Origin of the sequence: Ruegeria sp. HKCCD6604, assembly GCF_013110635.1 — a bacterium.
Lineage (GTDB): Bacteria > Pseudomonadota > Alphaproteobacteria > Rhodobacterales > Rhodobacteraceae > Ruegeria.
Genome location: NZ_WVQW01000014.1, coordinates 1 through 24,284, shown reverse-complemented (window position 1 = coordinate 24,284; position 24,284 = coordinate 1). Strand labels below are relative to the sequence as shown.

Here is a 24,284-nt window from a genome sequence, read left to right as displayed (position 1 = left end):
TCATGGCCGAACGTAAATTCACCGGAAAGCACGCTTTGGCCGTGTTTGTCGGCGCTTTTGGCGTGATCATCGCGGTGAACCTCGTGCTGGCGTATAATGCGGTGAAAACCTTTCCGGGGTTGGAGGTCAAGAACTCCTACGTCGCCAGCCAGGAGTTCAACGAGCGCCTGAAAGAGCAGCAGGCGCTGGGCTGGACAGTTCGGGCGGAAACCAAAGGCGGCCTTCTGATCCTGCACATCACCGACGAAAGCGGTGCGCCAGTTGAGGTGAGCGAATTGCAGGCCGTGGTCGGCCGGGCAACCCATTTGCGCGACGACTTCGTGCCGGATTTTACGTTCGACGGTACAGCCTATGCCACGCCTGCTACACTGGGTAAGGGCAACTGGAACATCCGATTGGTGGCGCGTGACGGAAAAGGCGCCGAATTCTCGCAGCGCGTCCCGCTTTACGTGAAGGGGTAAGCATGACGGCTCAGCTTTCATCCGGCACAGCAGCTTGCCCGGGCTGCCTTGCGGCCCCGGCAGAACCGGCCCGGCCCATACCGGAAGATGTACAGATCGCCTTGTCGCTGCCGGGCATTCATTGCTCGGCCTGTATCGCGACGGTCGAGCGTGAGCTGAACGCGCATCCCGGCGTCGAAGACGCCCGGGTGAACCTGACGCTCAAACGCGCGATGATCAAAGCCACGCCGGAAACGCGTGCAAGCGATCTGATCCCGGTGCTTGAACAGGCAGGATTCGAAGCACATGAGCTTGATCCGGGGGCTTTGTCCGCAACGCAGACAGACAAGGCCGGGCGTGATCTTCTGATGCGGCTGGCCGTGGCCGGGTTTGCATCCATGAACGTGATGTTGCTGTCGGTGTCGGTATGGTCCGGTGCGACGGATGCAACGCGGGACATGTTCCACTGGATTTCAGCGGCCATTGCGCTGCCGGCCATTGCGTTCTCGGCCCAGCCGTTCTTTGCCAATGCCTGGAGCGCCCTGCGCGTGCGACGGCTGAATATGGATGTGCCGATTGTGCTGGCGATCCTGTTGGCGCTGGTCACGTCGCTGTGGGAAACCGCGTTGAGCGGCGAGCATGCCTATTTCGACGCAGCCCTGACATTGACCTTCTTTCTGCTGGCCGGACGGTATCTTGATTACCGCACCCGTGCCGCGGCGCGATCTGCGGCCGAGGAATTGACCGCGTTGGAAGTTCCCCGCGCCATTCGTGTCGCCGATGGGGTTGAAGATGAAGTTCCCGTTGCCGAGTTGCGCGTCGGAGACCTGATCCTTGTGCGACCGGGTGGGCGCATGCCCGTGGACGGCCAGATCATGTCGGGTCAGTCAGAACTGGATCGATCCCTTCTGACGGGTGAGACGGTGCCAGTCTTTGCCGAAGCCGGACAGACTGTGAGCGCGGGCGAAGTCAACCTGACGGGTCCGTTGACAATCCGGGCAACGGCGGTCGGGGAAGACACGTCGCTCCATCGTATGGCTGATCTGGTCGCCATCGCCGAGTCTGGCCGGTCCCGTTATACCTCGTTGGCCGACAAGGCCGCCAAGCTGTATGCGCCGGGTGTTCACATTCTGTCGGCGCTCAGCTTTGTTGGGTGGTACATCTATTCCGGTGACTTGCGCACGGCGCTGAATATCGCGGCGGCTGTTCTGATTATTACCTGCCCCTGTGCGTTGGGTCTGGCCGTGCCAGCAGTAACCACGGCCGCGTCGGGCCGGTTGTTCCGCAAGGGAATGCTGATCAAGCACGCCACGGCACTGGAGCGGCTGTCCGAAGCCGACACGGTTGTATTCGACAAGACAGGCACGCTGACATCCGGCGCGCCGGAACTGGTCAATCTGGCAGACCATGCACGCGCCAAGATCGAGGTCGCTCTGGCGCTGGCCGAGGCTTCTGCACATCCATTGTCCGTATCACTAGCAAAAGCGGCACGTGCGGCAGGGATCAAACCAGCAAATGTGCGGGGAATAGCCGAGGTTCCCGGCTATGGCACTGAGGGCGAATTCCGTGGTCAACGTGTTCGTCTGGGGCGGGCGGCCTGGGTCGGCGCGGATCAGGGTACCGATACTTCGGCCTGGCTTGCAATCGGCGAGGACGCACCCGTGGCCTTCCGATTCTCGGACGCGTTGCGCCCCGGCGCTGCTGAGGCGGTGGATGCCCTGCGTACTTCGGGCAAACGTGTACTTTTGATTTCAGGGGATTCGCAGGGGGCGGTGCGCGCCTTGGCGGAAAAACTGGGAATTGCGGACTGGATCGCCGAGGCTTTACCGCAGGACAAGGCAAGACGCATTCAGGATCTCAGCGATGAAGGCCACAAAGTTCTGATGGTTGGCGACGGGCTGAACGATACCGCCGCTTTGGCCGCGGCGCATGTGTCGATCTCTCCGGCCTCTGCGCTGGATGCGGCGCGGGTCGCGTCGGATATCGTGCTGTTGGGCAATGATCTTTCGCCCATTGCGGATGCGTGTGACACGGCCGTCAAAGCCACCAGACGCATTCGCGAAAACTTCCAGATCGCAACCGTTTACAACGTGATCGCCGTTCCTCTGGCCGTGATCGGATTGGCGACACCGCTGATCGCGGCCTTGGCGATGTCGACCTCGTCCATTACCGTGTCCCTGAACGCCCTGCGGCTGAGGTAACCTGAATGGAAGTGCTTGCTTATCTGATCCCGATTTCCCTGTTCCTGGGGGGCGTTGGTCTGGCTGCCTTCGTATATACCGTTCGTACGAACCAGTACGAAGACCCCGAAGGTGATGCGCGCCGGATCCTGAGCGACGAATGGGATGACAAACCCAAACCCTGAACGAATGCCCTATAGAGGCAGAGTTGAACCAACTGCCCTTGAAATTGCCGCAATGCCCGGCTATGTCCGGCCCATCCGCTAGCAGAGAGAACACGCCAAATGGCCACCACCAATCCGATCCAGTTCATTCAGCAAGTCCGTGCCGAAGTCTCCAAGGTCGTCTGGCCGACCCGGCGCGAGGTGCTGTTGACCACGGTAATGGTCTTCATCATGGCGGCGCTGACGGCTGTATTTTTCGCTTTGGTCGATTTGGGTATTCGGGGTGGTCTTCAACTGATCCTGGGTGCTTTCAGCTAGACGGGATCAGCGCGCTGAAACGTCTCTGCCCCCTTGCGCTGCGGGCAATGTCAGAGTAGGTGACGCGGTACTATTCGGAATGGGCGTGTGGCGATTCGGGCTGCGCGCCGCTTTTTATTCCGGATGGCGTGACAAGATTTTAATGACGGGTGTGTCCGGTACGCTTGATGCCCCGAAGACAAACAAGGACGACAGGTTCATGGCGAAACGGTGGTACTCGGTCAGCGTTCTTTCGAATTTCGAAAAGAAGATCGCAGAACAGATCCGCACGTCGGTGGCTGAACAGGGCCTTGAGGACGATATCGACGAAGTTCTGGTGCCCACCGAAGAGGTGATCGAAGTGCGCCGGGGCAAGAAGGTCACGACCGAACGCCGCTTTATGCCTGGTTACGTTCTGGTGCATATGGAAATGTCGGATCAGGGGTATCACCTGATCAACTCGATCAACCGCGTCACTGGTTTCCTGGGCCCGCAAGGCCGCCCGATGCCGATGCGCGACGCCGAAGTGAATCAGATCCTGAACCGTGTTCAGGAAGGTGAAGAAGCACCCAAGCTGATGATCAGCTTCGAGGTCGGCGAGAAGGTCAAAGTCAACGACGGCCCGTTCGAGGATTTCGACGGCATGGTCGAAGGTGTGGACGACGAAAACCAGAAGCTGAAGGTTTCGGTTTCGATCTTCGGCCGGGAAACTCCGGTCGAGCTGGACTTCACGCAGGTTACCAAGCAGAGCTGAGGAAACGTTCCTCGAGAATTGAAGCGCCGCGATGCCAAGGGCAACGCGGCGCTTTTTGTTTGGGTATTCGCTGAAAACGGATCGACCTATTGCGCCTGAACCATGGCCGCGCGCAAGAGTTGCGGGCGGTCGGTCTGGGAAGGCAGGAACACAGCCTGCGATCCGGCATCCAGTGCCGACAGGCTCGCGTCATACCACTGCATCGCAAGATCGCGACGTTTCTGCACACCGAAGCCTTCGCGCAGATGGTGGCCAATCAGCTCGCCATAGGCGGGCTCACCCATTGCGACCAGCATCAGGGCAGACCCAAGCGCGGCATCCATGTTGTCCTGACGATAGCCAATCGCAAGGCAAACCTTACTTGTCGCGGCAAGATCTTGGGGGCTGAGGCCCGAGTCCAGCGCCAGCTTGCGCATCTGGGTTTCAGCCTCAGTTTTCGAGTTGATAGACAGAGCATCAACCTGAGGCGCCACCATTTCACCATACGAGTCGCATTGAGCACTCACCTGATCCGGCGTGAGCCCCTGGATATCCTGAATCAGATCTTCACCGCGCGCCATCGCGTAGCTGCGGGCAAGACAGAACTGTTCGCTGAGCGCAAAGTCGGGATCCGACATGTTCGCCAGGGTCGTATAACCGCCATTGGTAGATGTTTGCAGCATGACCCCGCTACAGCGATTGGCCAGCGACGGGCCTCCGGTGCCGCCGGAAAACAGGCTCGGCAGGCTGGCAGACGTTGTTTCGGTTGTCTCCGGCTCAGGTTCTTGCGGTGTCGCAACCGGAACAGGTTGTGCCGGGGCGGTTTGTGCCGGAGCTTGCGGGGCAGTAGCCAAAGCAGATCCCGTCTGCACCTGACGGCGATACGCCATCAGAAGCGGTTGGCCCGCAAGTTGAGTCGTCGCCTGTCCACCGCTTGTGGCCCAATAGTAGGCTTGCATCAGAAAGTCATACTGATACGGCTGAAAATCATAGCCGTTTACAGGATAACCCATCGAGGCCTGATAGCGCTCGATTGCGGACCGGGTGCCGCGACCGACCTGACCATCGACGCGTCCTGCATTGTACCCGAAGTAATTGAGCGCGGTCTGAGTTTGCGCGCCTTGCGCGGTCGATGGAATACCTGACCGATAGGTGCGGTTCGATGTAGTTGTTCTCTGAGATTTTTTCTTTTGTTGGTCCTTGCCGATTGCGTAACCAACGATCCCGCCGACGACCGCACCACCAAGAAACTCTCCAGCGTCGGCCCGTGCCGTTTGAGGGATGGCAGCAGCAAGAGAAAAGGCGATGCCAAGAGTTAAAGCTAAACGAAGTATCATAATTAACCTCCACCAATAATCACAATTTTTAAGGAGTATAGCACGGTCATCTGCGTTATGGCGAAGCAAGCGCCAATGTCGCGTTCAATTGGCGGCAAACTGGCGGTTTTACATGTCTTTGCAGATTGTTAGAGGAATTTGAAACTGTACGGACATTCGCGTGCGATCATGCAGGCAGCAAGAATCCTCTCAGGGTTTGATTCAGGGTTTGATTCGGTACAACCCGAATGGTGCGCCAACCACTTGTCATCTCTCCTGATCCCATGTAAACGCCGCCTTTATCGTCTTCGGGCGAGATTCTCTCGTGGGAGGTTGCTGGGGTCGCGATCCCGGACCGGACCACGCAACATAATCTGGGTGGGACGCGTTTCACCCAAGTTGAAAGGAAAACCAAATGGCCAAGAAGCTTGCTGGTACAATGAAGCTGCAGGTTCCTGCAGGTCAGGCGAACCCGTCGCCGCCAGTTGGTCCGGCGCTGGGTCAGCGCGGCATCAACATCATGGAATTCTGCAAGGCGTTCAACGCCAAGACTGCAGACATGGAGCAGGGCGCCCCTTGTCCGACCGTGATCACCTATTATCAGGACAAGTCCTTCACCATGGACATCAAGACGCCACCCGCGTCTTACTACCTGAAAAAAGCAGCTGGTCTGAAGCCGGTTGGCAAGCGTAACCGCCCCCGTGGCGCGGAAAACCCAGGTCGTGAGACCGTGGCAACCGTGACCTCGAAGCAGGTTCGCGAAATCGCCGAAGCCAAAATGAAAGATCTGAACGCCAACGACGTCGAAGGCGCAATGCAGATCATCCTGGGCTCGGCCCGCTCTATGGGCATCGAGGTGAAGTAAGATGGCAAAACTCGGTAAACGTACGCGCGCCGCGCGCGAAGCTGTCGCTGGCAAGGAAAACCTGTCGGTAGACGAAGCAGTTGCCCTGGTCAAAGCCAATGCAACGTCGAAATTCGACGAAACCATCGAGATCGCTCTGAACCTGGGCGTTGACACCCGTCACGCGGACCAGATGGTTCGAGGTGTTGTCGGCCTGCCGAACGGCACCGGTAAAGCGATGCGCGTTGCTGTTTTCGCTCGTGGCCCCAAGGCAGACGAAGCGAAAGAAGCAGGCGCGGATATCGTTGGTGCAGAAGACCTGATGGAAACCATCCAGGGCGGCACCATCGAATTCGATCGCTGCATTGCCACCCCGGACATGATGCCGATCGTCGGTCGTCTGGGTAAAGTTCTGGGCCCCCGCAACCTGATGCCGAACCCCAAGGTTGGCACCGTGACCATGGACGTGAAAGCGGCCGTGGAAGCAGCCAAGGGCGGTGAAGTTCAGTTCAAGGCGGAAAAAGGCGGCGTTGTGCATGCCGGTGTTGGCAAAGCGTCGTTCGACGAAGCCAAACTGGCTGAAAACGTCCGCGCGTTTGTCTCGGCTGTAGCCAAGGCGAAACCGTCGGGCGCCAAAGGCACCTATATGAAGAAAATCGCGCTGAGCTCGACCATGGGCCCCGGTGTGACCGTTGATGTAGCAGAGGCCTCGGGCGAGTAAGCCAGACAAATCTGATGCAAAGAATTGATCCCGGGTGGTGCAAACTGCCCGGGATTTTCATTTTGCCGGGTTCGGTGCGAAGATAAATCGCATGCATTTCAGTTCTGGCAATCGAACGGACCATGGCTATGGAAACTAAGCGCGAACTGCTCCAAAGATTTCTTAAGGGTTTGGAAACCGGTGACGCCATGGCGGCAGCGGTTGTGAATGAAGAGAAGTACATCCAGCACAACCCTCAAACTCACGAAGGCAGCGAAGGTATTGCCGACCTGTTCGCAAGGCTGTCCAAAACCTCACCCAAGGTTACATTCAAAAGGGTTTTCGAGGATGGCGACTTTGCCTTTGCGCATATCGAGTACGATTTCAGTAGCCTGCGCGCCGCGTTTGAGGTGTTTCGGTTCGAAGATGGCAAAGCCGTAGAGCATTGGGACAACATTCAGCCTTTGCGCGGTCCAAACCTTTCTGGGCGTGGAATGCTGGATGGTCACACCGAAGTAACGGACCTGGAGAAGACGGAAGAAAACCGGGCCGCTAGCAGCATGTTTGTAACAGACGTTCTGATAAAGCGCAGGTTTGACAGATTGGCGGACTTTGTTGCAGAGGATCTAAAACAGCACAATCCGGACATGGCCGACGGAATCGTAGCGCTCAAGAACGTGTTGGAAGGAACAAGCGAAAGCGGGGCAAAATTTGTCTACAAGCATTTGCATCGGGTTTTGGCAGAGGGAAATTTCGTCCTTTGCGTGTGTGAAGGGGAAAGAATTGGGGTGCATTCCAGCTTTTATGATTTGTATCGCTGGGACGCTGATCGGATCGTCGAACATTGGAGCACCATCGAAGCGGTTCCGCCGCGCGAGGAATGGAAAAACGACAACGGGAAGTTCTGAAAACATGCCCTTGGAATTTGGGTGCTGTATGATCTGAATTGGGTGCAATTTACCCCTTGGAAACCCCCTCCATCTGCCCTAAGAAGACCTGCGGAACAAAGCGTGCGATTCGTCGTGCGCTTTGTTTCGTTTCGTCCAAGACGGTGGGTGGGCCCATTCGGTCCCTTAATTCCCTGCCTGAGACGGGTAAGACCAAAGAATTCTGGGGGTCCCACCCTCGGGCGCATTTTGGCCAATCCCGTAACAAGGACCTGAACGCCGGAGCGAAAGCTGCGGCAAATATGAGCCGGGGTGAGATTTCGCCCCTAACTTGGAGAGAACTGTGGATAGAGCCCAGAAAGAGAAAGTGGTCGAGGAACTCGGCCAAATCTTCGAAAGCTCTGGCGTCGTAGTGGTTGCCCACTACGCCGGTCTGACAGTTGCCGAGATGCAGGACCTGCGCGCGCGTGCACGCGAAGCGGGCGGTTCCGTGCGTGTTGCCAAAAACAGGCTCGCCAAAATCGCCCTTGAGGGTAAGCCGTGTGCAAACATGGCCGACCTGCTGACAGGGATGACCGTTCTGACCTATTCCGAGGACCCCGTGGCAGCAGCCAAGGTGGCCGAGGACTTCGCCAAGGAGAACAAAAAGTTCGAAATCCTTGGCGGTGCAATGGGCGAGAACGCTCTGGACCGCAAAGGCGTCGAAGCTGTTTCGAAAATGCCGTCTCGCGAGGAGCTTATTGCTTCGATCGTTGGCTGCATTGGCGCACCTGCTTCGAACATCGCCGGCGCGATTGGCGCACCTGCAAGCAATATCGCAAGCATCCTTTCCACCATCGAAGAGAAGGCGGAAGCTGCGTAAGCGGTTGGCACTGAATGATCTGCGTGGGGCATGTGCCCTGACGTTGGAACACACACTGTAAACGGAAAGAGCTGATAAAATGGCTGATCTGAAAGCACTCGCAGAAAGCATCGTGGGTCTGACCCTGCTGGAAGCACAAGAACTGAAAACCATCCTCAAAGACGAATACGGCATCGAGCCCGCAGCTGGTGGCGCCGTAATGGTCGCAGGTGCAGCTGGCGACGCCGGCGGCGCAGCTGAGGAAGAAAAAACCGAATTCGACGTCGTTCTGAAGAACGCCGGCGCATCGAAAATCAACGTCATCAAAGAAGTTCGCGGCATCACCGGCCTGGGCCTGAAAGAAGCCAAGGAACTGGTCGAAGCCGGCGGCAAGATCAAAGAAGGCGTGGACAAAGCAGAAGCAGAAGACGTCAAAGCCAAGCTGGAAGCAGCTGGCGCCGAAGTCGAACTGGCCTAAGCTTATCCTCAGGTGCATCGCTGATGTGCCGAAAAATTTGGCTGGGTCCGGAGAAATCCGGGTCCAGCCGAACCTGTCTTAGAAAGGGCCTCAAGACGCGAGGCGTTTTCTAAGACACGGTTTTCGGATCGGGAGGCCGCCTTCGGGACGGTGGCCATGAATTGATCCGGACGTGTTGTCTCGATTGTGCAAGATGCCGGGGCCCGACGGTGTCTTTGCCCGCTGAGAACATCGAAAGGTGACATCTGACATGGCTCAAACGTTCCTTGGCCAGAAACGTCTTCGTAAATATTACGGCAAAATCCGCGAAGTGCTGGAGATGCCGAACCTTATTGAGGTCCAGAAATCTTCTTATGATCTTTTCCTGCGCTCCGGCGATGCAGAGCAGCCCACTGACGGCGAAGGCATCAAGGGCGTGTTCCAGTCGGTTTTCCCGATCAAGGATTTCAACGAAACCTCCGTTCTGGAATTCGTGAAATACGATCTGGAAAAACCCAAATACGACGTTGAAGAATGTATGCAACGCGACATGACCTACAGCGCGCCGCTGAAGGTAACGCTGCGTTTGATCGTTTTTGATGTCGATGAGGACACCGGCGCAAAATCGGTAAAGGACATCAAGGAACAGGATGTCTTCATGGGCGATATGCCTTTGATGACGCCGAACGGCACATTTGTCGTGAACGGGACCGAGCGTGTGATCGTATCCCAGATGCACCGTTCGCCCGGCGTGTTCTTTGACCACGACAAGGGCAAGACTCATTCCTCGGGCAAGCTGCTGTTTGCCTGCCGCATCATCCCGTATCGCGGCAGCTGGCTGGACTTCGAGTTTGACGCCAAGGACATCGTGTTCGCCCGGATCGACCGTCGCCGCAAACTGCCTGTGACAACCCTGCTTTATGCATTGGGTCTGGATCAGGAAGCGATCATGGACGCGTATTACAACACCGTGTCCTACAAGCTGGACAAGAATAAGGGTTGGGTGACACCGTTCTTCCCCGAGCGCGTACGCGGCACCCGCCCGACCTATGATCTGGTTGACGCCAAATCCGGTGAAGTGATTGCCGAAGCGGGCAAGAAAGTTACCCCGCGCGCGGTCAAGAAGCTGATCGACGAAGGCACCGTCACTGATCTGCTGGTTCCGTTTGATCACATCGTCGGCAAGTTTGTCGCCAAGGACATCATCAACGAAGAAACTGGCGCGATCTATGTCGAAGCCGGTGATGAGCTGACCCTGGAATATGACAAAGACGGTGACCTGATTGGCGGCACCGTGAAAGAGCTGATCGATGCGGGTATCACCGACATCCCGGTTCTGGACATCGACAACGTCAATGTTGGTCCGTACATGCGCAATACCATGGCTCAGGACAAGAACATGAGCCGCGAAACCGCGCTGATGGATATCTACCGCGTCATGCGTCCGGGTGAGCCGCCCACCGTCGAAGCGGCGTCGGCCCTGTTCGACACGCTGTTCTTCGACAGCGAGCGTTATGACCTGTCCGCCGTTGGCCGCGTGAAGATGAACATGCGCCTGGCTCTGGATGCGCCGGACACCCTGCGCACTCTGCGCCGCGAAGACATCGTGGCCTGCATCAAGGCGCTTGTTGAACTGCGTGACGGCAAAGGCGACGTGGACGACATCGACCACCTCGGCAACCGTCGCGTGCGTTCGGTTGGCGAACTGATGGAAAACCAGTACCGCGTCGGTCTGCTGCGCATGGAGCGCGCGATCAAAGAGCGTATGTCGTCGGTTGAAATCGACACCGTCATGCCTCAGGACCTGATCAACGCGAAACCTGCTGCGGCTGCTGTCCGCGAATTCTTCGGCTCGTCGCAGCTGTCGCAGTTCATGGACCAGACCAACCCGCTGTCGGAAGTCACTCACAAACGCCGTCTCTCGGCGCTTGGCCCCGGTGGTCTGACACGTGAGCGTGCGGGCTTTGAGGTGCGTGACGTACACCCGACCCACTATGGCCGGATGTGTCCGATTGAAACGCCGGAAGGTCCGAACATCGGTCTGATCAACTCGCTGGCCACCTTTGCCCGCGTGAACAAGTATGGCTTCATCGAAACACCGTACCGCGTCGTCAAAGACGCCGAGGTGACCGATGAGGTTCACTACATGTCCGCGACCGAGGAGATGCGTCACACTGTGGCGCAGGCGAACGCGACCTTGGATGCCGATGGCAAGTTCATCAATGATCTGGTTTCGACACGTCAGGCCGGTGACTACACGCTTGCCCCGCGCGAGAATGTGGACCTGATCGACGTGTCGCCGAAACAGCTGGTCTCGGTCGCTGCATCGCTGATCCCGTTCCTTGAAAATGACGACGCTAACCGCGCTCTGATGGGCTCGAACATGCAACGTCAGGCGGTTCCGCTGCTGCGGGCCGAGGCGCCGCTGGTCGGTACCGGTATCGAGGAAAAGGTTGCGATTGACTCGGGTGCTGCGATTCAGGCGAAACGCGCCGGTATCATCGACCAGGTCGATGCCCAGCGTATCGTTATCCGCGCCACCGAGGATTTGGAACTGGGCGACGCTGGCGTTGACATCTATCGTCTGCGCAAATTCCAGCGTTCGAACCAGAATACCTGCATCAACCAGCGTCCGCTGATCAAGGTGGGTGACACCGTCCAGAAGGGCGAGGTTATTGCCGACGGTCCGTCGACCGATATGGGTGAACTGGCTCTGGGTAAGAACGTGGTCGTCGCGTTCATGCCGTGGAACGGTTACAACTACGAAGACTCGATCCTGATCAGCGAACGTATCGCGCGCGATGACGTCTTTACCTCGGTCCATATCGAGGAGTTTGAAGTCGCCGCCCGTGACACCAAGCTGGGCCCGGAAGAGATCACCCGCGACATCCCGAACGTCGGTGAAGAAGCGCTGCGCAACCTCGACGAGGCGGGCATCGTTTACATCGGTGCGGACGTCGAGCCGGGCGATATCCTGGTCGGCAAGATCACTCCGAAGGGCGAAAGCCCGATGACCCCGGAAGAAAAGCTGCTGCGCGCCATCTTTGGTGAAAAAGCATCCGACGTGCGCGACACCTCGCTGCGCGTGAAGCCGGGCGATTACGGTACGGTCGTCGAAGTCCGCGTGTTCAACCGTCACGGCGTCGAAAAAGACGAACGTGCGTTGCAGATCGAGCGTGAGGAAGTCGAACGTCTGGCCCGTGACCGGGACGACGAGCTGGCGATCCTTGACCGCAACATCTATGCGCGTCTGCAAGGTCTGATCCTGGGCAAAACCGCTGTCAAAGGCCCGAAAGGCGTCAAGGCAGGGTCGGTGATCACCGAGGAGCTGCTGGAAACCCTGACCCGTGGTCAGTGGTGGCAGCTGGCGCTGGAAGACGAGCAGGATGCACAGATCGTCGAAGCTCTGAACGAGCAGTACGAAGTGCAAAAGCGTGCTCTGGACGCCCGTTTCGAGGACAAGGTCGAGAAAGTCCGTCGTGGCGACGATCTGCCGCCGGGTGTGATGAAGATGGTCAAAGTCTTCATCGCCGTGAAGCGCAAGTTGCAGCCGGGCGACAAGATGGCTGGTCGCCACGGGAACAAAGGTGTGATCTCCAAGGTTGTTCCGATGGAAGACATGCCGTTCCTGGCCGATGGTACGCCGGTTGACTTCTGTCTGAACCCGCTGGGTGTGCCGTCGCGTATGAACGTCGGTCAGATCCTTGAAACCCACATGGGGTGGGCCGCACGCGGTCTGGGTCTGAACATCGATGAGGCGCTACAGGAATACCGCCGTTCGGGCGACCTGACGCCGGTACGTGACGCGATGAAACACGCCTATGGCGAGGATGTCTATGAAGAGGGCATCAGCGGCATGGACGAGGACCAGCTGATCGAAGCGGCCAGCAACGTCACCCGCGGTGTTCCGATTGCTACCCCGGTCTTTGACGGCGCCAAAGAGGCTGACGTCAACGACGCGCTGGTGCGCGCGGGCTTCTCGGAAAGCGGTCAGTCGATCCTGTTCGACGGTCGTACCGGTGAGCAATTCGCGCGTCCGGTGACCGTGGGCATCAAGTACCTGCTGAAACTGCACCACCTTGTGGACGACAAAATCCACGCGCGTTCGACCGGGCCGTACAGCCTGGTTACCCAGCAGCCGCTGGGTGGTAAGGCGCAGTTCGGTGGTCAGCGCTTTGGTGAGATGGAAGTCTGGGCTCTGGAAGCTTACGGCGCCGCCTACACCCTGCAGGAGATGCTCACCGTGAAATCGGATGACGTCGCCGGCCGGACCAAGGTCTATGAGTCGATCGTCAAGGGCGAGGATAACTTTGAAGCGGGCGTACCGGAATCGTTCAATGTTCTGGTTAAAGAAGTCCGTGGCCTCGGCCTGAATATGGAACTCCTGGATGCGGAGGAAGAGTAGGGGCGGCAACGCCCCAAACTCATCCCATCCCAATTTGTAAGGACGCAAAATGAACCAGGAAATCACCAATAACCCGTTCAACCCGCTGACGCCGCCGAAAGTCTTTGACGAGATCAAAGTCTCCCTGGCGTCGCCCGAGCGGATTCTGTCTTGGTCCTATGGCGAGATCAAGAAACCCGAAACCATCAACTATCGGACGTTCAAGCCCGAGCGTGACGGTCTGTTCTGTGCGCGTATCTTTGGCCCGATCAAAGACTACGAATGTCTGTGCGGCAAATATAAGCGGATGAAGTATCGCGGCGTTGTCTGCGAGAAATGCGGTGTGGAAGTCACCCTGCAGAAAGTCCGCCGCGAGCGTATGGGCCACATCGAACTGGCAGCACCCGTTGCGCACATCTGGTTCCTGAAATCGCTGCCGTCCCGCATCGGTCTGATGCTGGACATGACGCTGCGCGATCTGGAACGTGTTCTGTACTTTGAAAACTATGTCGTCATTGAGCCCGGTCTGACCGACCTGTCTTATGGCCAGATGCTGACCGAAGAAGAGTACATGGACGCGCAGGATGCCTATGGCATGGACGCGTTCACCGCGAACATCGGTGCCGAAGCTATCCGTGAGATGTTGGCCCAGATCGATCTGGAAGCCGAAGCCGAGCAGCTGCGCGCTGATCTGGCCGAAGCAACCGGTGAACTGAAGCCCAAGAAGATCATCAAACGTCTGAAGGTTGTTGAATCTTTCCTCGAGTCGGGCAACCGGCCTGAGTGGATGGTGATGACCGTGATCCCGGTCATTCCGCCGGAACTGCGTCCGCTGGTTCCGCTGGATGGTGGCCGTTTCGCGACTTCGGATCTGAACGATCTGTATCGCCGCGTCATCAACCGGAACAACCGTCTGAAGCGTCTGATCGAACTGCGCGCACCTGACATCATCGTCCGCAACGAAAAGCGGATGTTGCAGGAATCCGTGGATGCTCTGTTCGACAATGGCCGTCGTGGCCGCGTGATCACCGGCGCCAACAAGCGTCCGCTGAAATCGCTGTCGGACATGCTGAAAGGTAAGCAGGGTCGCTTCCGTCAGAACCTTCTGGGCAAGCGCGTCGACTTCTCGGGCCGTTCGGTCATTGTGACCGGTCCGGAGCTGAAGCTGCACCAGTGTGGTCTGCCCAAGAAGATGGCGCTGGAGCTGTTCAAGCCGTTCATCTACTCGCGCCTTGAAGCCAAGGGTCTGTCTTCGACTGTCAAGCAGGCGAAGAAACTGGTCGAGAAAGAGCGTCCCGAAGTGTGGGATATCCTCGACGAGGTGATCCGCGAACATCCTGTCATGCTGAACCGTGCGCCGACGCTGCACCGTCTTGGCATTCAGGCGTTCGAACCGGTGCTGATCGAAGGTAAAGCCATCCAGCTGCACCCGCTGGTCTGTTCGGCCTTTAACGCCGACTTCGACGGCGACCAGATGGCCGTTCACGTCCCGCTGAGCCTTGAGGCCCAGCTGGAAGCCCGTGTTCTGATGATGTCGACGAACAACGTTCTGTCGCCTGCAAACGGCGCGCCGATCATCGTTCCGTCGCAGGATATGATCCTGGGTCTGTACTATGTGACCCTGGAGCGTGAAGGCATGCCCGGCGAAGGCAAGGTCTTTGGGTCTATCGAAGAAGTTCAGCACGCACTGGATGCGGGCGAGGTGCATCTGCACTCGAAAATCACGGCCCGGATCACGCAGATCGACGAGGAAGGCAACGAAGTTCAGAAGCGATATGAAACCACCCCGGGCCGTCTGCGTCTGGGTGCGTTGCTGCCGATGAACAACAAGGCACCGTTCGAACTGGTCAACCGTCTGCTGCGGAAGAAAGAAGTGCAGCAGGTGATCGACACCGTCTACCGTTACTGCGGTCAGAAAGAGTCGGTGATCTTCTGTGACCAGATCATGTCGATGGGCTTCAAGGAAGCGTTCAAGGCGGGCATCTCGTTCGGCAAGGATGACATGGTCATTCCGAAGGACAAGTGGAGCATCGTCGATGACACCCGCAGCCAGGTGAAAGACTTTGAACAACAGTACATGGACGGCCTGATCACTCAGGGCGAAAAGTACAACAAGGTTGTTGATGCCTGGTCGAAGTGTAACGACCGCGTGACCGAGGCAATGATGAGCACGATCTCGGACGTTGCCAAGGCCGAAGACGGGTCGGACATGGAGCCGAACTCGGTCTACATGATGGCCCACTCGGGTGCGCGTGGCTCGGTCACTCAGATGAAACAGCTGGGCGGTATGCGGGGCCTGATGGCCAAACCGAACGGTGACATCATCGAGACGCCGATCATCTCGAACTTTAAAGAAGGTCTGACCGTTCTCGAGTACTTCAACTCGACCCACGGTGCCCGTAAGGGTCTGTCGGATACCGCTCTGAAGACGGCGAACTCGGGTTACCTGACCCGTCGTCTGGTGGACGTGGCGCAAGACTGTATCGTTCGTGAGATCGACTGCGGCACCGAGCGTGCGATCACAGCCGAAGCAGCCGTGAACGACGGTGAGGTTGTCGCCTCGCTGGCCGAACGCGTGCTGGGCCGTGTGGCCGCTGACGATGTTCTGCGTCCGGGCACCGATGAGGTGATCGTCGCAGCCGGTCAACTGATCGACGAACGTATGGCAGACACCATCGACGAAGCCGGCGTTCAGTCGATGCGCATCCGCTCGCCTCTGACCTGTGAGTCCGAAGAAGGCGTCTGTGCGACCTGCTATGGTCGTGACCTTGCACGCGGTACGATGGTGAACACAGGTGAAGCTGTCGGCATTATCGCGGCTCAGTCGATCGGTGAACCCGGTACACAGCTGACCATGCGGACCTTCCACATCGGTGGTGTTGCGCAAGGTGGTCAGCAGTCGTTCCAGGAAGCCAGCCAGGAAGGTATCGTTTCCTTCGAGAACCCGCAGATCCTGGTCAACGCAGCCGGCGAAAGCCTGGTCATGGGCCGGAACATGAAGCTGGTGATCAAGGACGAACACGGCGAAGAGCGTGCCAGCCACAAGCTGGGCTACGGCTCCAAGCTGTTCGTCAAGGACGGCACCAAGGTGGCCCGTGGCGACAAGCTGTTCGAGTGGGACCCGTACACCTTGCCGATCATCGCCGAGAAAGCCGGTACTGCGAAATATGTCGATCTGGTTTCGGGCCTCGCTGTCCGCGACGAGACCGACGAAGCAACCGGTATGACGCAGAAGATCGTGATCGACTGGCGCGCCGCCCCCAAAGGCAGCGACCTCAAGCCCGAGATCATTCTGGTTGGCGAAGATGGCGAGCCGGTCCGCAACGATGCGGGCAACCCGGTTCACTATCCGATGTCGGTGGATGCGATCCTGTCGGTCGAAGACGGTCAGAAGGTCGAAGCCGGTGACGTCGTCGCGCGTATCCCGCGCGAAGGTGCCAAGACCAAGGACATCACCGGTGGTCTGCCGCGTGTGGCCGAACTGTTCGAAGCGCGCCGTCCCAAGGATCACGCGATCATCGCCGAGGCCGATGGTTATGTGCGCTTTGGCCGCGACTACAAGAACAAGCGCCGCATCAGCATCGAGCCGGCTGACGAGTCCATGGAGACCATCGAGTACATGGTACCCAAGGGCAAGCACATCCCGGTCGCCGAAGGGGACTTCATCCAGAAGGGTGAATACCTGATGGACGGTAACCCTGCGCCGCATGACATCCTGTCCATCATGGGTGTCGAAGCGCTGGCGGATTACATGATCGACGAGGTGCAGGACGTGTATCGTCTGCAGGGCGTGAAGATCAACGACAAGCACATCGAGGTCATCGTGCGCCAGATGCTGCAGAAGTGGGAGATCCTGGATTCGGGCGACACCACCCTGCTGAAGGGCGAACATGTCGACAAGCAGGAGTTCGACGCGGCCAACGAGAAGACCATCGCCCGCGGTGGTCGTCCGGCACAGGGTGAGCCGATCCTGTTGGGGATCACCAAGGCCTCGTTGCAGACGCGCTCGTTCATCTCGGCGGCGTCGTTCCAGGAAACTACTCGCGTGCTGACCGAAGCTTCGGTTCAGGGCAAGAAGGACAAGCTGGTCGGCCTGAAAGAGAACGTCATCGTCGGTCGTCTGATCCCCGCCGGTACCGGTGGTGCAACGCAGGCTGTCCGCCACATCGCGCAGTCGCGTGACAACGTGGTGATCGAAGCCCGCCGGGAAGAGGCCGAGGCCGCCGCCGCCCTGGCCGCGCCGATCATGGATGACGATATGGTCGGGGATGAGCTGGACGTTCTGGTCGAAACACCGGAAAGCCGCGAATAAACCGCGTCATTCAGAACCAAAAAAGGCCCTGCGATTTCGTGGGGCCTTTTTTCGTCGCCTCTCCTGCTACGCAATTGTGAACCGTCGTGACAGAGCACAGCCTTTGACGCGATTGCATCAGGCTTGTGGTTCTTCAATCGGTGGTTTAGCGATATTCTGTGTTTTCGGATTATTTTGAGCTGAACAATGGACACCAAAAGCAACTCTTTCGAGGACCGTGTGGCGCGGATCAAAAAGCGTTCGGCAGAAAACACACACAAGTCGCCTATGCCTCGAACCGAGAGTATCTGGCAACGTCTGGGGTATCCCGCTGCGTTTATGGGGGCTTTTTTACTGGGTGTTTTTGCGGTCTTCCTGTCCCGCCTGATTCAATACCAATCGGTTGGCATTCCGGTGCCCGGCAAGGTAGGAACGCAGGATTTCGTAAGCCTCGGCCTCGCAGGCGGGGCCTGCATCATGGTTATGCTGTTTTTGAAAGGTAAACTGCGAGAGTTCGCTGGGGCGCTCACGGTTGGTGCGTTGGTGACGACCTTTTCCTTTCATAATTTCGTGTGGAAATATCCTGTGTTTTTCGAACTTGTATACGGGGAAGACTGGGTGGAGTTTGTAAAAGACACGACAGAGCCTTCCAGCCTGAATCTGTTCGGGACCATCCTTCCATTCGGTTGATGATCTCTGCACCCCTTGTGCGTTGTTGACATCCAGCCCGTCTCGGCGGCCAATGCGGGGCGATCAATAGCCCCGGAGCCCGAAGCAGCATGACTCCAAACACCAAAGGTGCTTTGCTGATGATGGGCAGCATGGCTGCCTTTACCCTGAACGACACGCTGGTGAAGGTTGCCTTGCAGGATCTGCCATTGTTTCAGCTGGTGGCCATGCGCGGGTTTCTGGCGGTATTTCTGATCTATGTGCTTGCCCGGTCACTGGGCACGTTGCATCTGAATTTTTCGCGCCATGACAAGTGGCTGGTTGCACTGCGCTGCCTTGCAGAGCTTGCGGCGACATTCTTTTTCCTGACGGCGCTGAAGAACATGCCGCTTGCCAATGTTACGGCCATTCTTCAGGCATTGCCTCTTACGGTAACATTGGGTGCTGCTCTGGTTTTTTCCGAACAGGTTGGTTGGCGACGCGCTTTGGCAATCGCCGTGGGTTTCGTCGGAATGCTGCTGATCGTAAGACCCGGCCCAGGGGGGTTCAGCGTGTATTCCATCTATGCGCTGGTTGCAGTGGTTTCGATTACAGTTCGGGACCTCATCACGCGACGCATGTCAGCCGACGTGCCGTCAATGCTGGTTACCCTTGCCACCTCGGTTTCCATAGCGGGGGCTGCGGCAATAGCCTCGGTTTTCGAAGGATGGGTTGCGGTTTCGGCAACGGCGGGTTCTCTGGTCGCGGCGGCGGCCGTGTTTGTGCTGCTTGGCTATTTGTTCAGCGTCATGGTCATGCGTCAGGGAGATGTCGGATTCGTTGCACCGTTCAGATATTCCAGCCTGATCTGGGCGCTCGGGTTGGGTTGGGTCGTGTTTGACGAATGGCCTGACAGCCTGACGATGCTGGGTGCTGTCCTGATCGTGGGTGCCGGTCTGTTCACCTTGTTCCGGGCACGTGCGCGTCAGGGCTTGGCGTGACGCCGTCTGACCACGTCCGGATCAATGGCGAAACGGGTTTGAAACTCGAGCTCCTGCTGCCGGGTAAGAGGGTTGAGCGCTACATCCATGTTTCTGGTTCGCGGTGAGTCATTGAACCGGTTCAATCCCCGTACCCACATCGGACTATCGGGTCGGGTCACAACGGGCATCGCGCGGTTGATCCTGTTATGGGCAAAATTCATGATCGATTTCCGCTGCCCGCCCCGCACGTACATTCCCAGACCGGCAGTGATCAACGGGCGATGCACGCGCGTGGCCTGTATCCCCTCGGAATTGGCGCGGGCCAGATAACCGCAGTTGAAGTCAACGGCGACCATCGCGTGCCTTTCGAACAAGCCAACGCATTCCCTGACACAGCCCCGGAACCGCTCGACAAAATCCACGGCCACTGCATCATCATCGTCATGGCGAAACTGAAGGCAGGGTTGATCGGGATCGTTCCGCGCCGAATTCAGGACATCCTGCATGATTTTTCTGTGCCGCCCCGGAGGTTTCGCGACAATGCGCACCTGTTTCAGCCCACCGGTCAGATCGTTGAGGCGGTCAAATGCCGGCTTGGGCAGGCAGTCGCCGACCACGATCACCAACTGGAAATCTTCGTCGGACTGTTTTTTGAAACCGGGCAGGGCGACCGTCTCGAACAGGCGAAACCGTTCTTCCAACCTGTCGTGCTGGTACAGGAATTGCCGTCTTTCTTCGACACTCTCGTGCGTTGTCTGAAAGCCGCCAATTGCGGGATAGGAAAACCGACAAAGGCCAATCACTTGCATTTTCTCAGCGCGCCGCATATCTGGCCTCGAACGCGTCAGGGTCGATCGAGAACCGTACCCGCAAGTCTTCTGCCTGTTCAGGCGTGAAAGGCGATAGCTCGCTGGTATCTTTGCGCGCGTGGTCCGAGTCGTTGAAATCGTGCAGCATCCTTACCCACATAGGCGTGTCCGGATAGCTGACCACGGGCATGAACCGGGCGAGCCTGTTGTGCAACCGGTCAAAGATCGTCCGCGTGCTGCCGGCTTGAACATACATGCCCAGGCCAACGCCCAGCAGCGATCGATAGACCCGAGCGGCCCGAATTCCGTGGGCCTCGCGCCGGGCGATGTACCCTTGATTGAAGTCTATACCGACGGACTCGCTCTGCTGCATCAGCCCTGTGTTTTCGACAACAGCAGCGCGAAGGCGTTCCATGAAATCAACGGAAACGGCGTCATCGTCATCATGCCGAAACTGTAGGCAGGGCTGATGCGGGTCCGCGCGGGCGGTGTTCAGCACCTCTCGCACAATCTGCTTATGATCCCCTGGTTCTTTTGCAATGATACGGATCTGTTTGATCCCGGCGGTCAGGTCGCGCAGCCGGTCCGCATGGATCTGAGGCAGGCACGTCCCGGTCAAAACATACAACTCGAACGTCTCATCGGTCTGGGTGCCAAAACCGGGCAGGGTGATTGCCTCGAAAAGACGAAGGCGTTCTTCCAGCCGGTCGGGGGCATACAGAAATTGCCGTTGTTCTTCAATCGTATCCCGGTTCAGCCGAAAACTGCCGGTTGCGGGATAGGAAAACCGGCAAAGGCCAATCACTTGCATCTGTAATCCATCAGCAGATATTCGACCCGACTATGCCCTTGCCGCGGTTCAGCCGCAACCGGGACAGCGGCGCGCAGGAATGGCAATCCTACAGGCTGCATTCAACGCGCGCGCCTGGGCGCCGGGATAGGGCTGTTGACACTTGGGACGACTCCCCCTATACGCGCGTCATCTCGGTACCGGGGGCCGCCCCGTAGCCGATTCCAGTAATGAACTGGTCAAGGCCCGGACAATTTTGCAGTTCGCGCCCTCTGAGAACCAACCGCGACGTTCACCTCGGAATGGGAACGCTCGTGGGTTTTGCGCTTGTGGACGCATAAGTGCAGCGAATTTAGCCGCACGCAACGCGCGTGCATGTCATGTGTGTTGCAAAACGGGGAAAGAACCGGAATGCCAACTATTCAACAGCTGATCCGCAAGCCGCGGCAGCCCAAAGTCAAACGCTCGAAGTCCATGCACCTGGAGCAGTGCCCGCAGAAGCGCGGTGTCTGCACACGTGTCTATACCACAACGCCTAAAAAGCCGAACTCGGCGATGCGTAAGGTTGCCAAGGTGCGCCTGACCAACGGGTTCGAGGTCATCTCGTACATCCCCGGTGAAAGCCACAACCTGCAGGAACACTCGGTTGTTCTGATCCGTGGCGGCCGTGTGAAAGACCTTCCCGGTGTGCGTTACCACATCCTGCGCGGTGTTCTGGATACTCAGGGCGTCAAAGACCGTAAGCAACGTCGTTCGAAATACGGCGCGAAGCGTCCCAAGTAAGAAGGAGAGGCTGATATGTCACGTCGTCACGCCGCCGAAAAACGCGAAGTCCTGCCTGACGCCAAATTCGGCGACAAGGTACTGACCAAATTCATGAACAACCTGATGATCGACGGCAAGAAGTCGGTCGCAGAGCGCATCGTCTACAACGCATTTGACCGCGTTGAGAACAAGGTAAAGCGCGCTCCGGTCGAAGTGTTCCACGAAGCGCTCGACAACATCAAACCTTCGGTCGAGGTTCGCTCGCGCCGGGTTGGTGGTGCAACCTACCAGGTTCCGGTCGAAGTGCGCCCCGAGCGCCGCGAAGCACTGGCCATCCGCTGGCTGATCACCGCTGCGCGCGGCCGCAACGAAAACACCATGGAAGAACGCCTCGCCGGCGAACTGCTGGACGCCGTACAGTCCCGCGGTACTGCCGTTAAGAAGCGCGAAGACACCCACAAGATGGCCGAGGCGAACAAAGCCTTCAGCCACTACCGCTGGTAATTCTAGAGGCTTATCCAAATGGCACGCGAATATCCGCTCGAACTATACCGTAACTTCGGTATCATGGCGCACATCGATGCAGGCAAGACGACCTGCTCGGAACGCATCCTGTATTATACTGGTAAATCCCACAACATCGGTGAGGTGCACGATGGTGCCGCCACCATGGACTGGATGGAGCAGGAGCAGGAACGCGGCATCACCATCACTTCGGCTGCGACCACCACTTTCTGGGAACGCACCGAGGACGGTAAAACCGCCGATACCCCCAAGCACCGCCTGAACATCATCGACACCCCCGGCCACGTTGACTTCACCATCGAAGTCGAACGCTCGCTGGCGGTTCTCGATGGTGCCGTCTGCGTTCTGGACGCAAACGCCGGTGTTGAGCCCCAGACCGAAACCGTGTGGCGTCAGGCTGACCGCTACAAGGTTCCGCGTATGGTTTTCGTCAACAAGATGGACAAGATCGGCGCAGATTTCTTCAACTGCGTTCGCATGATCGAAGACCGCACCGGCGCACGTGCTGTTCCGGTTGGTATCCCGATCGGCGCCGAATCCGAGCTGGAAGGTCTGATCGACCTGGTCACCATGGAAGAATGGCTGTGGCAGGGTGAAGACCTGGGCGCAAGCTGGATCAAAGCTCCGATCCGCGACAGCCTGAAAGACATGGCTGAAGAATGGCGCGGCAAGATGATCGAAGCGGCCGTCGAAATGGACGACGACGCGATGATGGAATACCTGGAAGGCAATGAGCCCGACGTTCCGACCCTGCGTAAACTGCTGCGCAAGGGCACACTGGAAATCGCGTTCGTTCCGGTGCTGGGTGGTTCTGCGTTCAAGAACAAAGGCGTTCAGCCGCTGCTCAACGCTGTGATCGACTATCTGCCCAGCCCGCTGGACGTTGTCGATTACATGGGCTTCAAACCCGGTGACGAGGACGAAGTTCGGGACATCGCCCGTCGTGCTGACGACAACATGGCGTTCTCGGGTCTGGCGTTCAAAATCATGAACGACCCCTTCGTCGGTTCGCTGACCTTCACCCGGATTTATTCGGGCGTGCTGAACAAGGGTGACTCGATCCTGAACTCGACCAAAGGCAAGAAAGAGCGCATCGGTCGTATGATGATGATGCACTCGAACAACCGGGAAGAGATCGAAGAAGCGTTTGCAGGCGACATCATCGCGCTGGCGGGTCTGAAAGACACCACCACCGGTGACACCCTGTGTGACGCGAAGGATCCGGTGGTTCTGGAAACCATGACCTTCCCCGATCCGGTGATCGAGATCGCGGTCGAGCCCAAAACCAAGGGCGACCAGGAGAAAATGTCTCAGGGTCTGGCGCGTCTGGCAGCCGAAGACCCGTCCTTCCGTGTGGAAACCGATCTGGAATCGGGTCAGACCATCATGAAGGGCATGGGCGAACTTCACCTGGACATCCTGGTTGACCGCCTCAAGCGCGAGTTCAAGGTCGAGGCCAACATCGGTGCGCCGCAGGTGGCCTATCGTGAAACCATCTCGATGCCGGTCGAGCACACCTACACCCACAAGAAACAGTCTGGTGGTTCGGGTCAGTTCGCCGAGGTCAAGCTTGAGATCACTCCGACCGAGCCGGGCGAAGGTTATTCGTTCGAAAGCCGCATCGTTGGTGGTGCTGTTCCGAAGGAATACATCCCGGGTGTCGAAAAAGGCATCCAGTCTGTCATGGACAGCGGCCCTCTGGCTGGCTTCCCCGTGATCGACTTCAAGGTTGCCCTGCTGGACGGTAAGTTCCACGACGTTGACTCGAGCGTTCTGGCGTTCGAAATCGCTGCCCGTATGTGCATGCGTGAAGGCATGCGCAAAGCCGGCGCGAAACTGCTGGAACCGATCATGAAGGTCGAAGTGATCACCCCGGAAGAATACACCGGCGGTATCATCGGCGACCTGACCTCGCGTCGTGGCCAGGTGTCTGGTCAGGAACCGCGCGGCAACGCAATCGCGATCGACGCGTTCGTTCCGCTGGCGAACATGTTCGGCTACATCAACACTCTGCGTTCGATGTCGTCGGGCCGTGCCCAGTTCACCATGCAGTTCGACCACTACGATCCGGTTCCGCAGAACATCTCGGACGAGATCCAGGCGAAATACGCATAAGCGAAGATTTGAGGGAGCGTGGGTATCACGCTCCCTTCATTACCGAAAAAGGAGGCCATCATGGCAAAGGAAAAGTTTGAGCGTACAAAACCGCACGTCAACATCGGCACGATTG

At 58.0% G+C, this 24,284-nt stretch carries 20 protein-coding genes; 17 read left to right on the top strand and 3 right to left on the bottom strand.

Annotated elements, in window-relative coordinates; translation table 11 throughout:
* Positions 1 to 2 precede the first annotated feature (2 nt).
* The 5 genes from GS614_RS20680 (at position 3) to nusG (ending at position 3,835) form a co-directional block, all read left to right on the top strand.
* A complete protein-coding gene (locus GS614_RS20680) occupies positions 3 to 461 on the top strand; it encodes a FixH family protein (protein ID WP_171172548.1) in 459 nt (152 codons plus the stop codon).
* 2 nt (positions 462 to 463) lie between these two features.
* Positions 464 to 2,641, top strand: a complete 2,178-nt coding sequence (locus GS614_RS20675; RefSeq protein WP_171727216.1) for a heavy metal translocating P-type ATPase — start codon at positions 464 to 466, stop codon at positions 2,639 to 2,641.
* Between the two features lie 5 nt (positions 2,642 to 2,646).
* Positions 2,647 to 2,805, top strand: a complete 159-nt coding sequence (gene ccoS, locus GS614_RS20670; protein WP_152459183.1) for a cbb3-type cytochrome oxidase assembly protein CcoS — start codon at positions 2,647 to 2,649, stop codon at positions 2,803 to 2,805.
* 99 nt (positions 2,806 to 2,904) lie between these two features.
* Positions 2,905 to 3,102, top strand: coding sequence for a preprotein translocase subunit SecE (gene secE / locus GS614_RS20665; RefSeq protein WP_050605011.1), 198 nt, complete (start codon positions 2,905 to 2,907; stop codon positions 3,100 to 3,102).
* Positions 3,103 to 3,301: 199 nt separating this feature from the next.
* Entirely contained in the window at positions 3,302 to 3,835 is a 534-nt protein-coding gene (nusG, locus tag GS614_RS20660; protein ID WP_152459924.1) for a transcription termination/antitermination protein NusG, read from the top strand.
* A gap of 86 nt (positions 3,836 to 3,921) precedes the next feature.
* On the opposite strand, the gene GS614_RS20655 is transcribed toward nusG, so the two are convergent.
* Positions 3,922 to 5,151 carry a peptidoglycan-binding domain-containing protein gene (locus tag GS614_RS20655; RefSeq protein WP_171727215.1) on the bottom strand — a complete coding sequence of 410 codons (1,230 nt, stop codon included), beginning with the start codon at positions 5,149 to 5,151 and terminating at the stop codon, positions 3,922 to 3,924.
* Positions 5,152 to 5,545: 394 nt separating this feature from the next.
* Here GS614_RS20655 and rplK point away from each other — a divergent pair, with 394 nt between their 5' ends.
* From rplK to GS614_RS20610, 9 genes are all read left to right on the top strand, one after another.
* Complete coding sequence (gene rplK / locus GS614_RS20650; protein ID WP_037314971.1) at positions 5,546 to 5,995, top strand: 50S ribosomal protein L11; 450 nt, start codon at positions 5,546 to 5,548, stop codon at positions 5,993 to 5,995.
* Between the two features lies 1 nt (position 5,996).
* Entirely contained in the window at positions 5,997 to 6,695 is a 699-nt protein-coding gene (rplA, locus tag GS614_RS20645; protein ID WP_171119843.1) for a 50S ribosomal protein L1, read from the top strand.
* A gap of 128 nt (positions 6,696 to 6,823) precedes the next feature.
* Complete coding sequence (locus GS614_RS20640) at positions 6,824 to 7,582, top strand: nuclear transport factor 2 family protein (protein WP_171172582.1); 759 nt, start codon at positions 6,824 to 6,826, stop codon at positions 7,580 to 7,582.
* A gap of 322 nt (positions 7,583 to 7,904) precedes the next feature.
* Positions 7,905 to 8,423, top strand: a complete 519-nt coding sequence (gene rplJ / locus GS614_RS20635) for a 50S ribosomal protein L10 (RefSeq protein WP_152459179.1) — start codon at positions 7,905 to 7,907, stop codon at positions 8,421 to 8,423.
* Between the two features lie 79 nt (positions 8,424 to 8,502).
* Entirely contained in the window at positions 8,503 to 8,880 is a 378-nt protein-coding gene (gene rplL / locus GS614_RS20630; RefSeq protein ID WP_152459178.1) for a 50S ribosomal protein L7/L12, read from the top strand.
* A gap of 250 nt (positions 8,881 to 9,130) precedes the next feature.
* The gene (gene rpoB / locus GS614_RS20625) at positions 9,131 to 13,264 is read left to right on the top strand and encodes a DNA-directed RNA polymerase subunit beta (RefSeq protein ID WP_171727214.1); all 4,134 of its coding nucleotides are present in this window, start codon (positions 9,131 to 9,133) and stop codon (positions 13,262 to 13,264) included.
* Between the two features lie 49 nt (positions 13,265 to 13,313).
* Positions 13,314 to 17,555 carry a DNA-directed RNA polymerase subunit beta' gene (gene rpoC, locus GS614_RS20620; RefSeq protein ID WP_171727213.1) on the top strand — a complete coding sequence of 1,414 codons (4,242 nt, stop codon included), beginning with the start codon at positions 13,314 to 13,316 and terminating at the stop codon, positions 17,553 to 17,555.
* 186 nt (positions 17,556 to 17,741) lie between these two features.
* Positions 17,742 to 18,224: a hypothetical protein gene (locus GS614_RS20615; protein WP_171172539.1), complete on the top strand. Its 483-nt coding sequence runs from the start codon at positions 17,742 to 17,744 to the stop codon at positions 18,222 to 18,224.
* Between the two features lie 89 nt (positions 18,225 to 18,313).
* Positions 18,314 to 19,183 carry a DMT family transporter gene (locus tag GS614_RS20610; RefSeq protein ID WP_171119838.1) on the top strand — a complete coding sequence of 290 codons (870 nt, stop codon included), beginning with the start codon at positions 18,314 to 18,316 and terminating at the stop codon, positions 19,181 to 19,183.
* Here GS614_RS20610 and GS614_RS20605 read toward each other — a convergent pair.
* The gene (locus tag GS614_RS20605) at positions 19,168 to 19,974 is read right to left on the bottom strand and encodes a putative rhamnosyl transferase (protein WP_171727212.1); all 807 of its coding nucleotides are present in this window, start codon (positions 19,972 to 19,974) and stop codon (positions 19,168 to 19,170) included. The two genes, GS614_RS20610 and GS614_RS20605, sit on opposite strands and share 16 nt — an antisense overlap.
* Positions 19,975 to 19,978: 4 nt before the next feature.
* Positions 19,979 to 20,785 (bottom strand): putative rhamnosyl transferase, encoded by an 807-nt coding sequence (locus GS614_RS20600; protein WP_171172535.1) that lies wholly within the window; start codon positions 20,783 to 20,785, stop codon positions 19,979 to 19,981.
* A gap of 390 nt (positions 20,786 to 21,175) precedes the next feature.
* Between GS614_RS20600 and rpsL the strand changes: the two genes are divergently transcribed.
* From rpsL to fusA, 3 genes are read left to right on the top strand one after another with little or no spacing between them, the layout of a single operon-like run.
* Positions 21,176 to 21,547, top strand: a complete 372-nt coding sequence (rpsL, locus tag GS614_RS20595) for a 30S ribosomal protein S12 (RefSeq protein ID WP_005621086.1) — start codon at positions 21,176 to 21,178, stop codon at positions 21,545 to 21,547.
* 15 nt (positions 21,548 to 21,562) lie between these two features.
* A complete protein-coding gene (gene rpsG, locus GS614_RS20590; RefSeq protein ID WP_010441203.1) occupies positions 21,563 to 22,033 on the top strand; it encodes a 30S ribosomal protein S7 in 471 nt (156 codons plus the stop codon).
* Positions 22,034 to 22,051: 18 nt separating this feature from the next.
* Positions 22,052 to 24,169: an elongation factor G gene (gene fusA, locus GS614_RS20585; protein WP_152459172.1), complete on the top strand. Its 2,118-nt coding sequence runs from the start codon at positions 22,052 to 22,054 to the stop codon at positions 24,167 to 24,169.
* Positions 24,170 to 24,284: the final 115 nt, after the last annotated feature.

Excerpts from the sequence above, each read along its gene's own strand:
- rpsG (WP_010441203.1), top strand. The coding sequence starts at position 21,563 with ATGTCACGTCGTCACGCCGCCGAAAAACGCGAAGTCCTGCCTGACGCC.
- nusG (WP_152459924.1), top strand. The coding sequence starts at position 3,302 with ATGGCGAAACGGTGGTACTCGGTCAGCGTTCTTTCGAATTTCGAAAAG.
- GS614_RS20615 (WP_171172539.1), top strand. The coding sequence starts at position 17,742 with ATGGACACCAAAAGCAACTCTTTCGAGGACCGTGTGGCGCGGATCAAA.
- GS614_RS20655 (WP_171727215.1), bottom strand. The coding sequence starts at position 5,151 with ATGATACTTCGTTTAGCTTTAACTCTTGGCATCGCCTTTTCTCTTGCT.
- ccoS (WP_152459183.1), top strand. The coding sequence starts at position 2,647 with ATGGAAGTGCTTGCTTATCTGATCCCGATTTCCCTGTTCCTGGGGGGC.
- rplL (WP_152459178.1), top strand. The coding sequence starts at position 8,503 with ATGGCTGATCTGAAAGCACTCGCAGAAAGCATCGTGGGTCTGACCCTG.
- GS614_RS20605 (WP_171727212.1), bottom strand. The coding sequence starts at position 19,974 with ATGCAAGTGATTGGCCTTTGTCGGTTTTCCTATCCCGCAATTGGCGGC.
- secE (WP_050605011.1), top strand. The coding sequence starts at position 2,905 with ATGGCCACCACCAATCCGATCCAGTTCATTCAGCAAGTCCGTGCCGAA.
- rpoB (WP_171727214.1), top strand. The coding sequence starts at position 9,131 with ATGGCTCAAACGTTCCTTGGCCAGAAACGTCTTCGTAAATATTACGGC.
- rpoC (WP_171727213.1), top strand. The coding sequence starts at position 13,314 with ATGAACCAGGAAATCACCAATAACCCGTTCAACCCGCTGACGCCGCCG.
- GS614_RS20640 (WP_171172582.1), top strand. The coding sequence starts at position 6,824 with ATGGAAACTAAGCGCGAACTGCTCCAAAGATTTCTTAAGGGTTTGGAA.
- fusA (WP_152459172.1), top strand. The coding sequence starts at position 22,052 with ATGGCACGCGAATATCCGCTCGAACTATACCGTAACTTCGGTATCATG.
- rplA (WP_171119843.1), top strand. The coding sequence starts at position 5,997 with ATGGCAAAACTCGGTAAACGTACGCGCGCCGCGCGCGAAGCTGTCGCT.
- rpsL (WP_005621086.1), top strand. The coding sequence starts at position 21,176 with ATGCCAACTATTCAACAGCTGATCCGCAAGCCGCGGCAGCCCAAAGTC.
- GS614_RS20680 (WP_171172548.1), top strand. The coding sequence starts at position 3 with ATGGCCGAACGTAAATTCACCGGAAAGCACGCTTTGGCCGTGTTTGTC.
- GS614_RS20600 (WP_171172535.1), bottom strand. The coding sequence starts at position 20,785 with ATGCAAGTGATTGGCCTTTGCCGGTTTTCCTATCCCGCAACCGGCAGT.
- GS614_RS20675 (WP_171727216.1), top strand. The coding sequence starts at position 464 with ATGACGGCTCAGCTTTCATCCGGCACAGCAGCTTGCCCGGGCTGCCTT.
- rplK (WP_037314971.1), top strand. The coding sequence starts at position 5,546 with ATGGCCAAGAAGCTTGCTGGTACAATGAAGCTGCAGGTTCCTGCAGGT.
- GS614_RS20610 (WP_171119838.1), top strand. The coding sequence starts at position 18,314 with ATGACTCCAAACACCAAAGGTGCTTTGCTGATGATGGGCAGCATGGCT.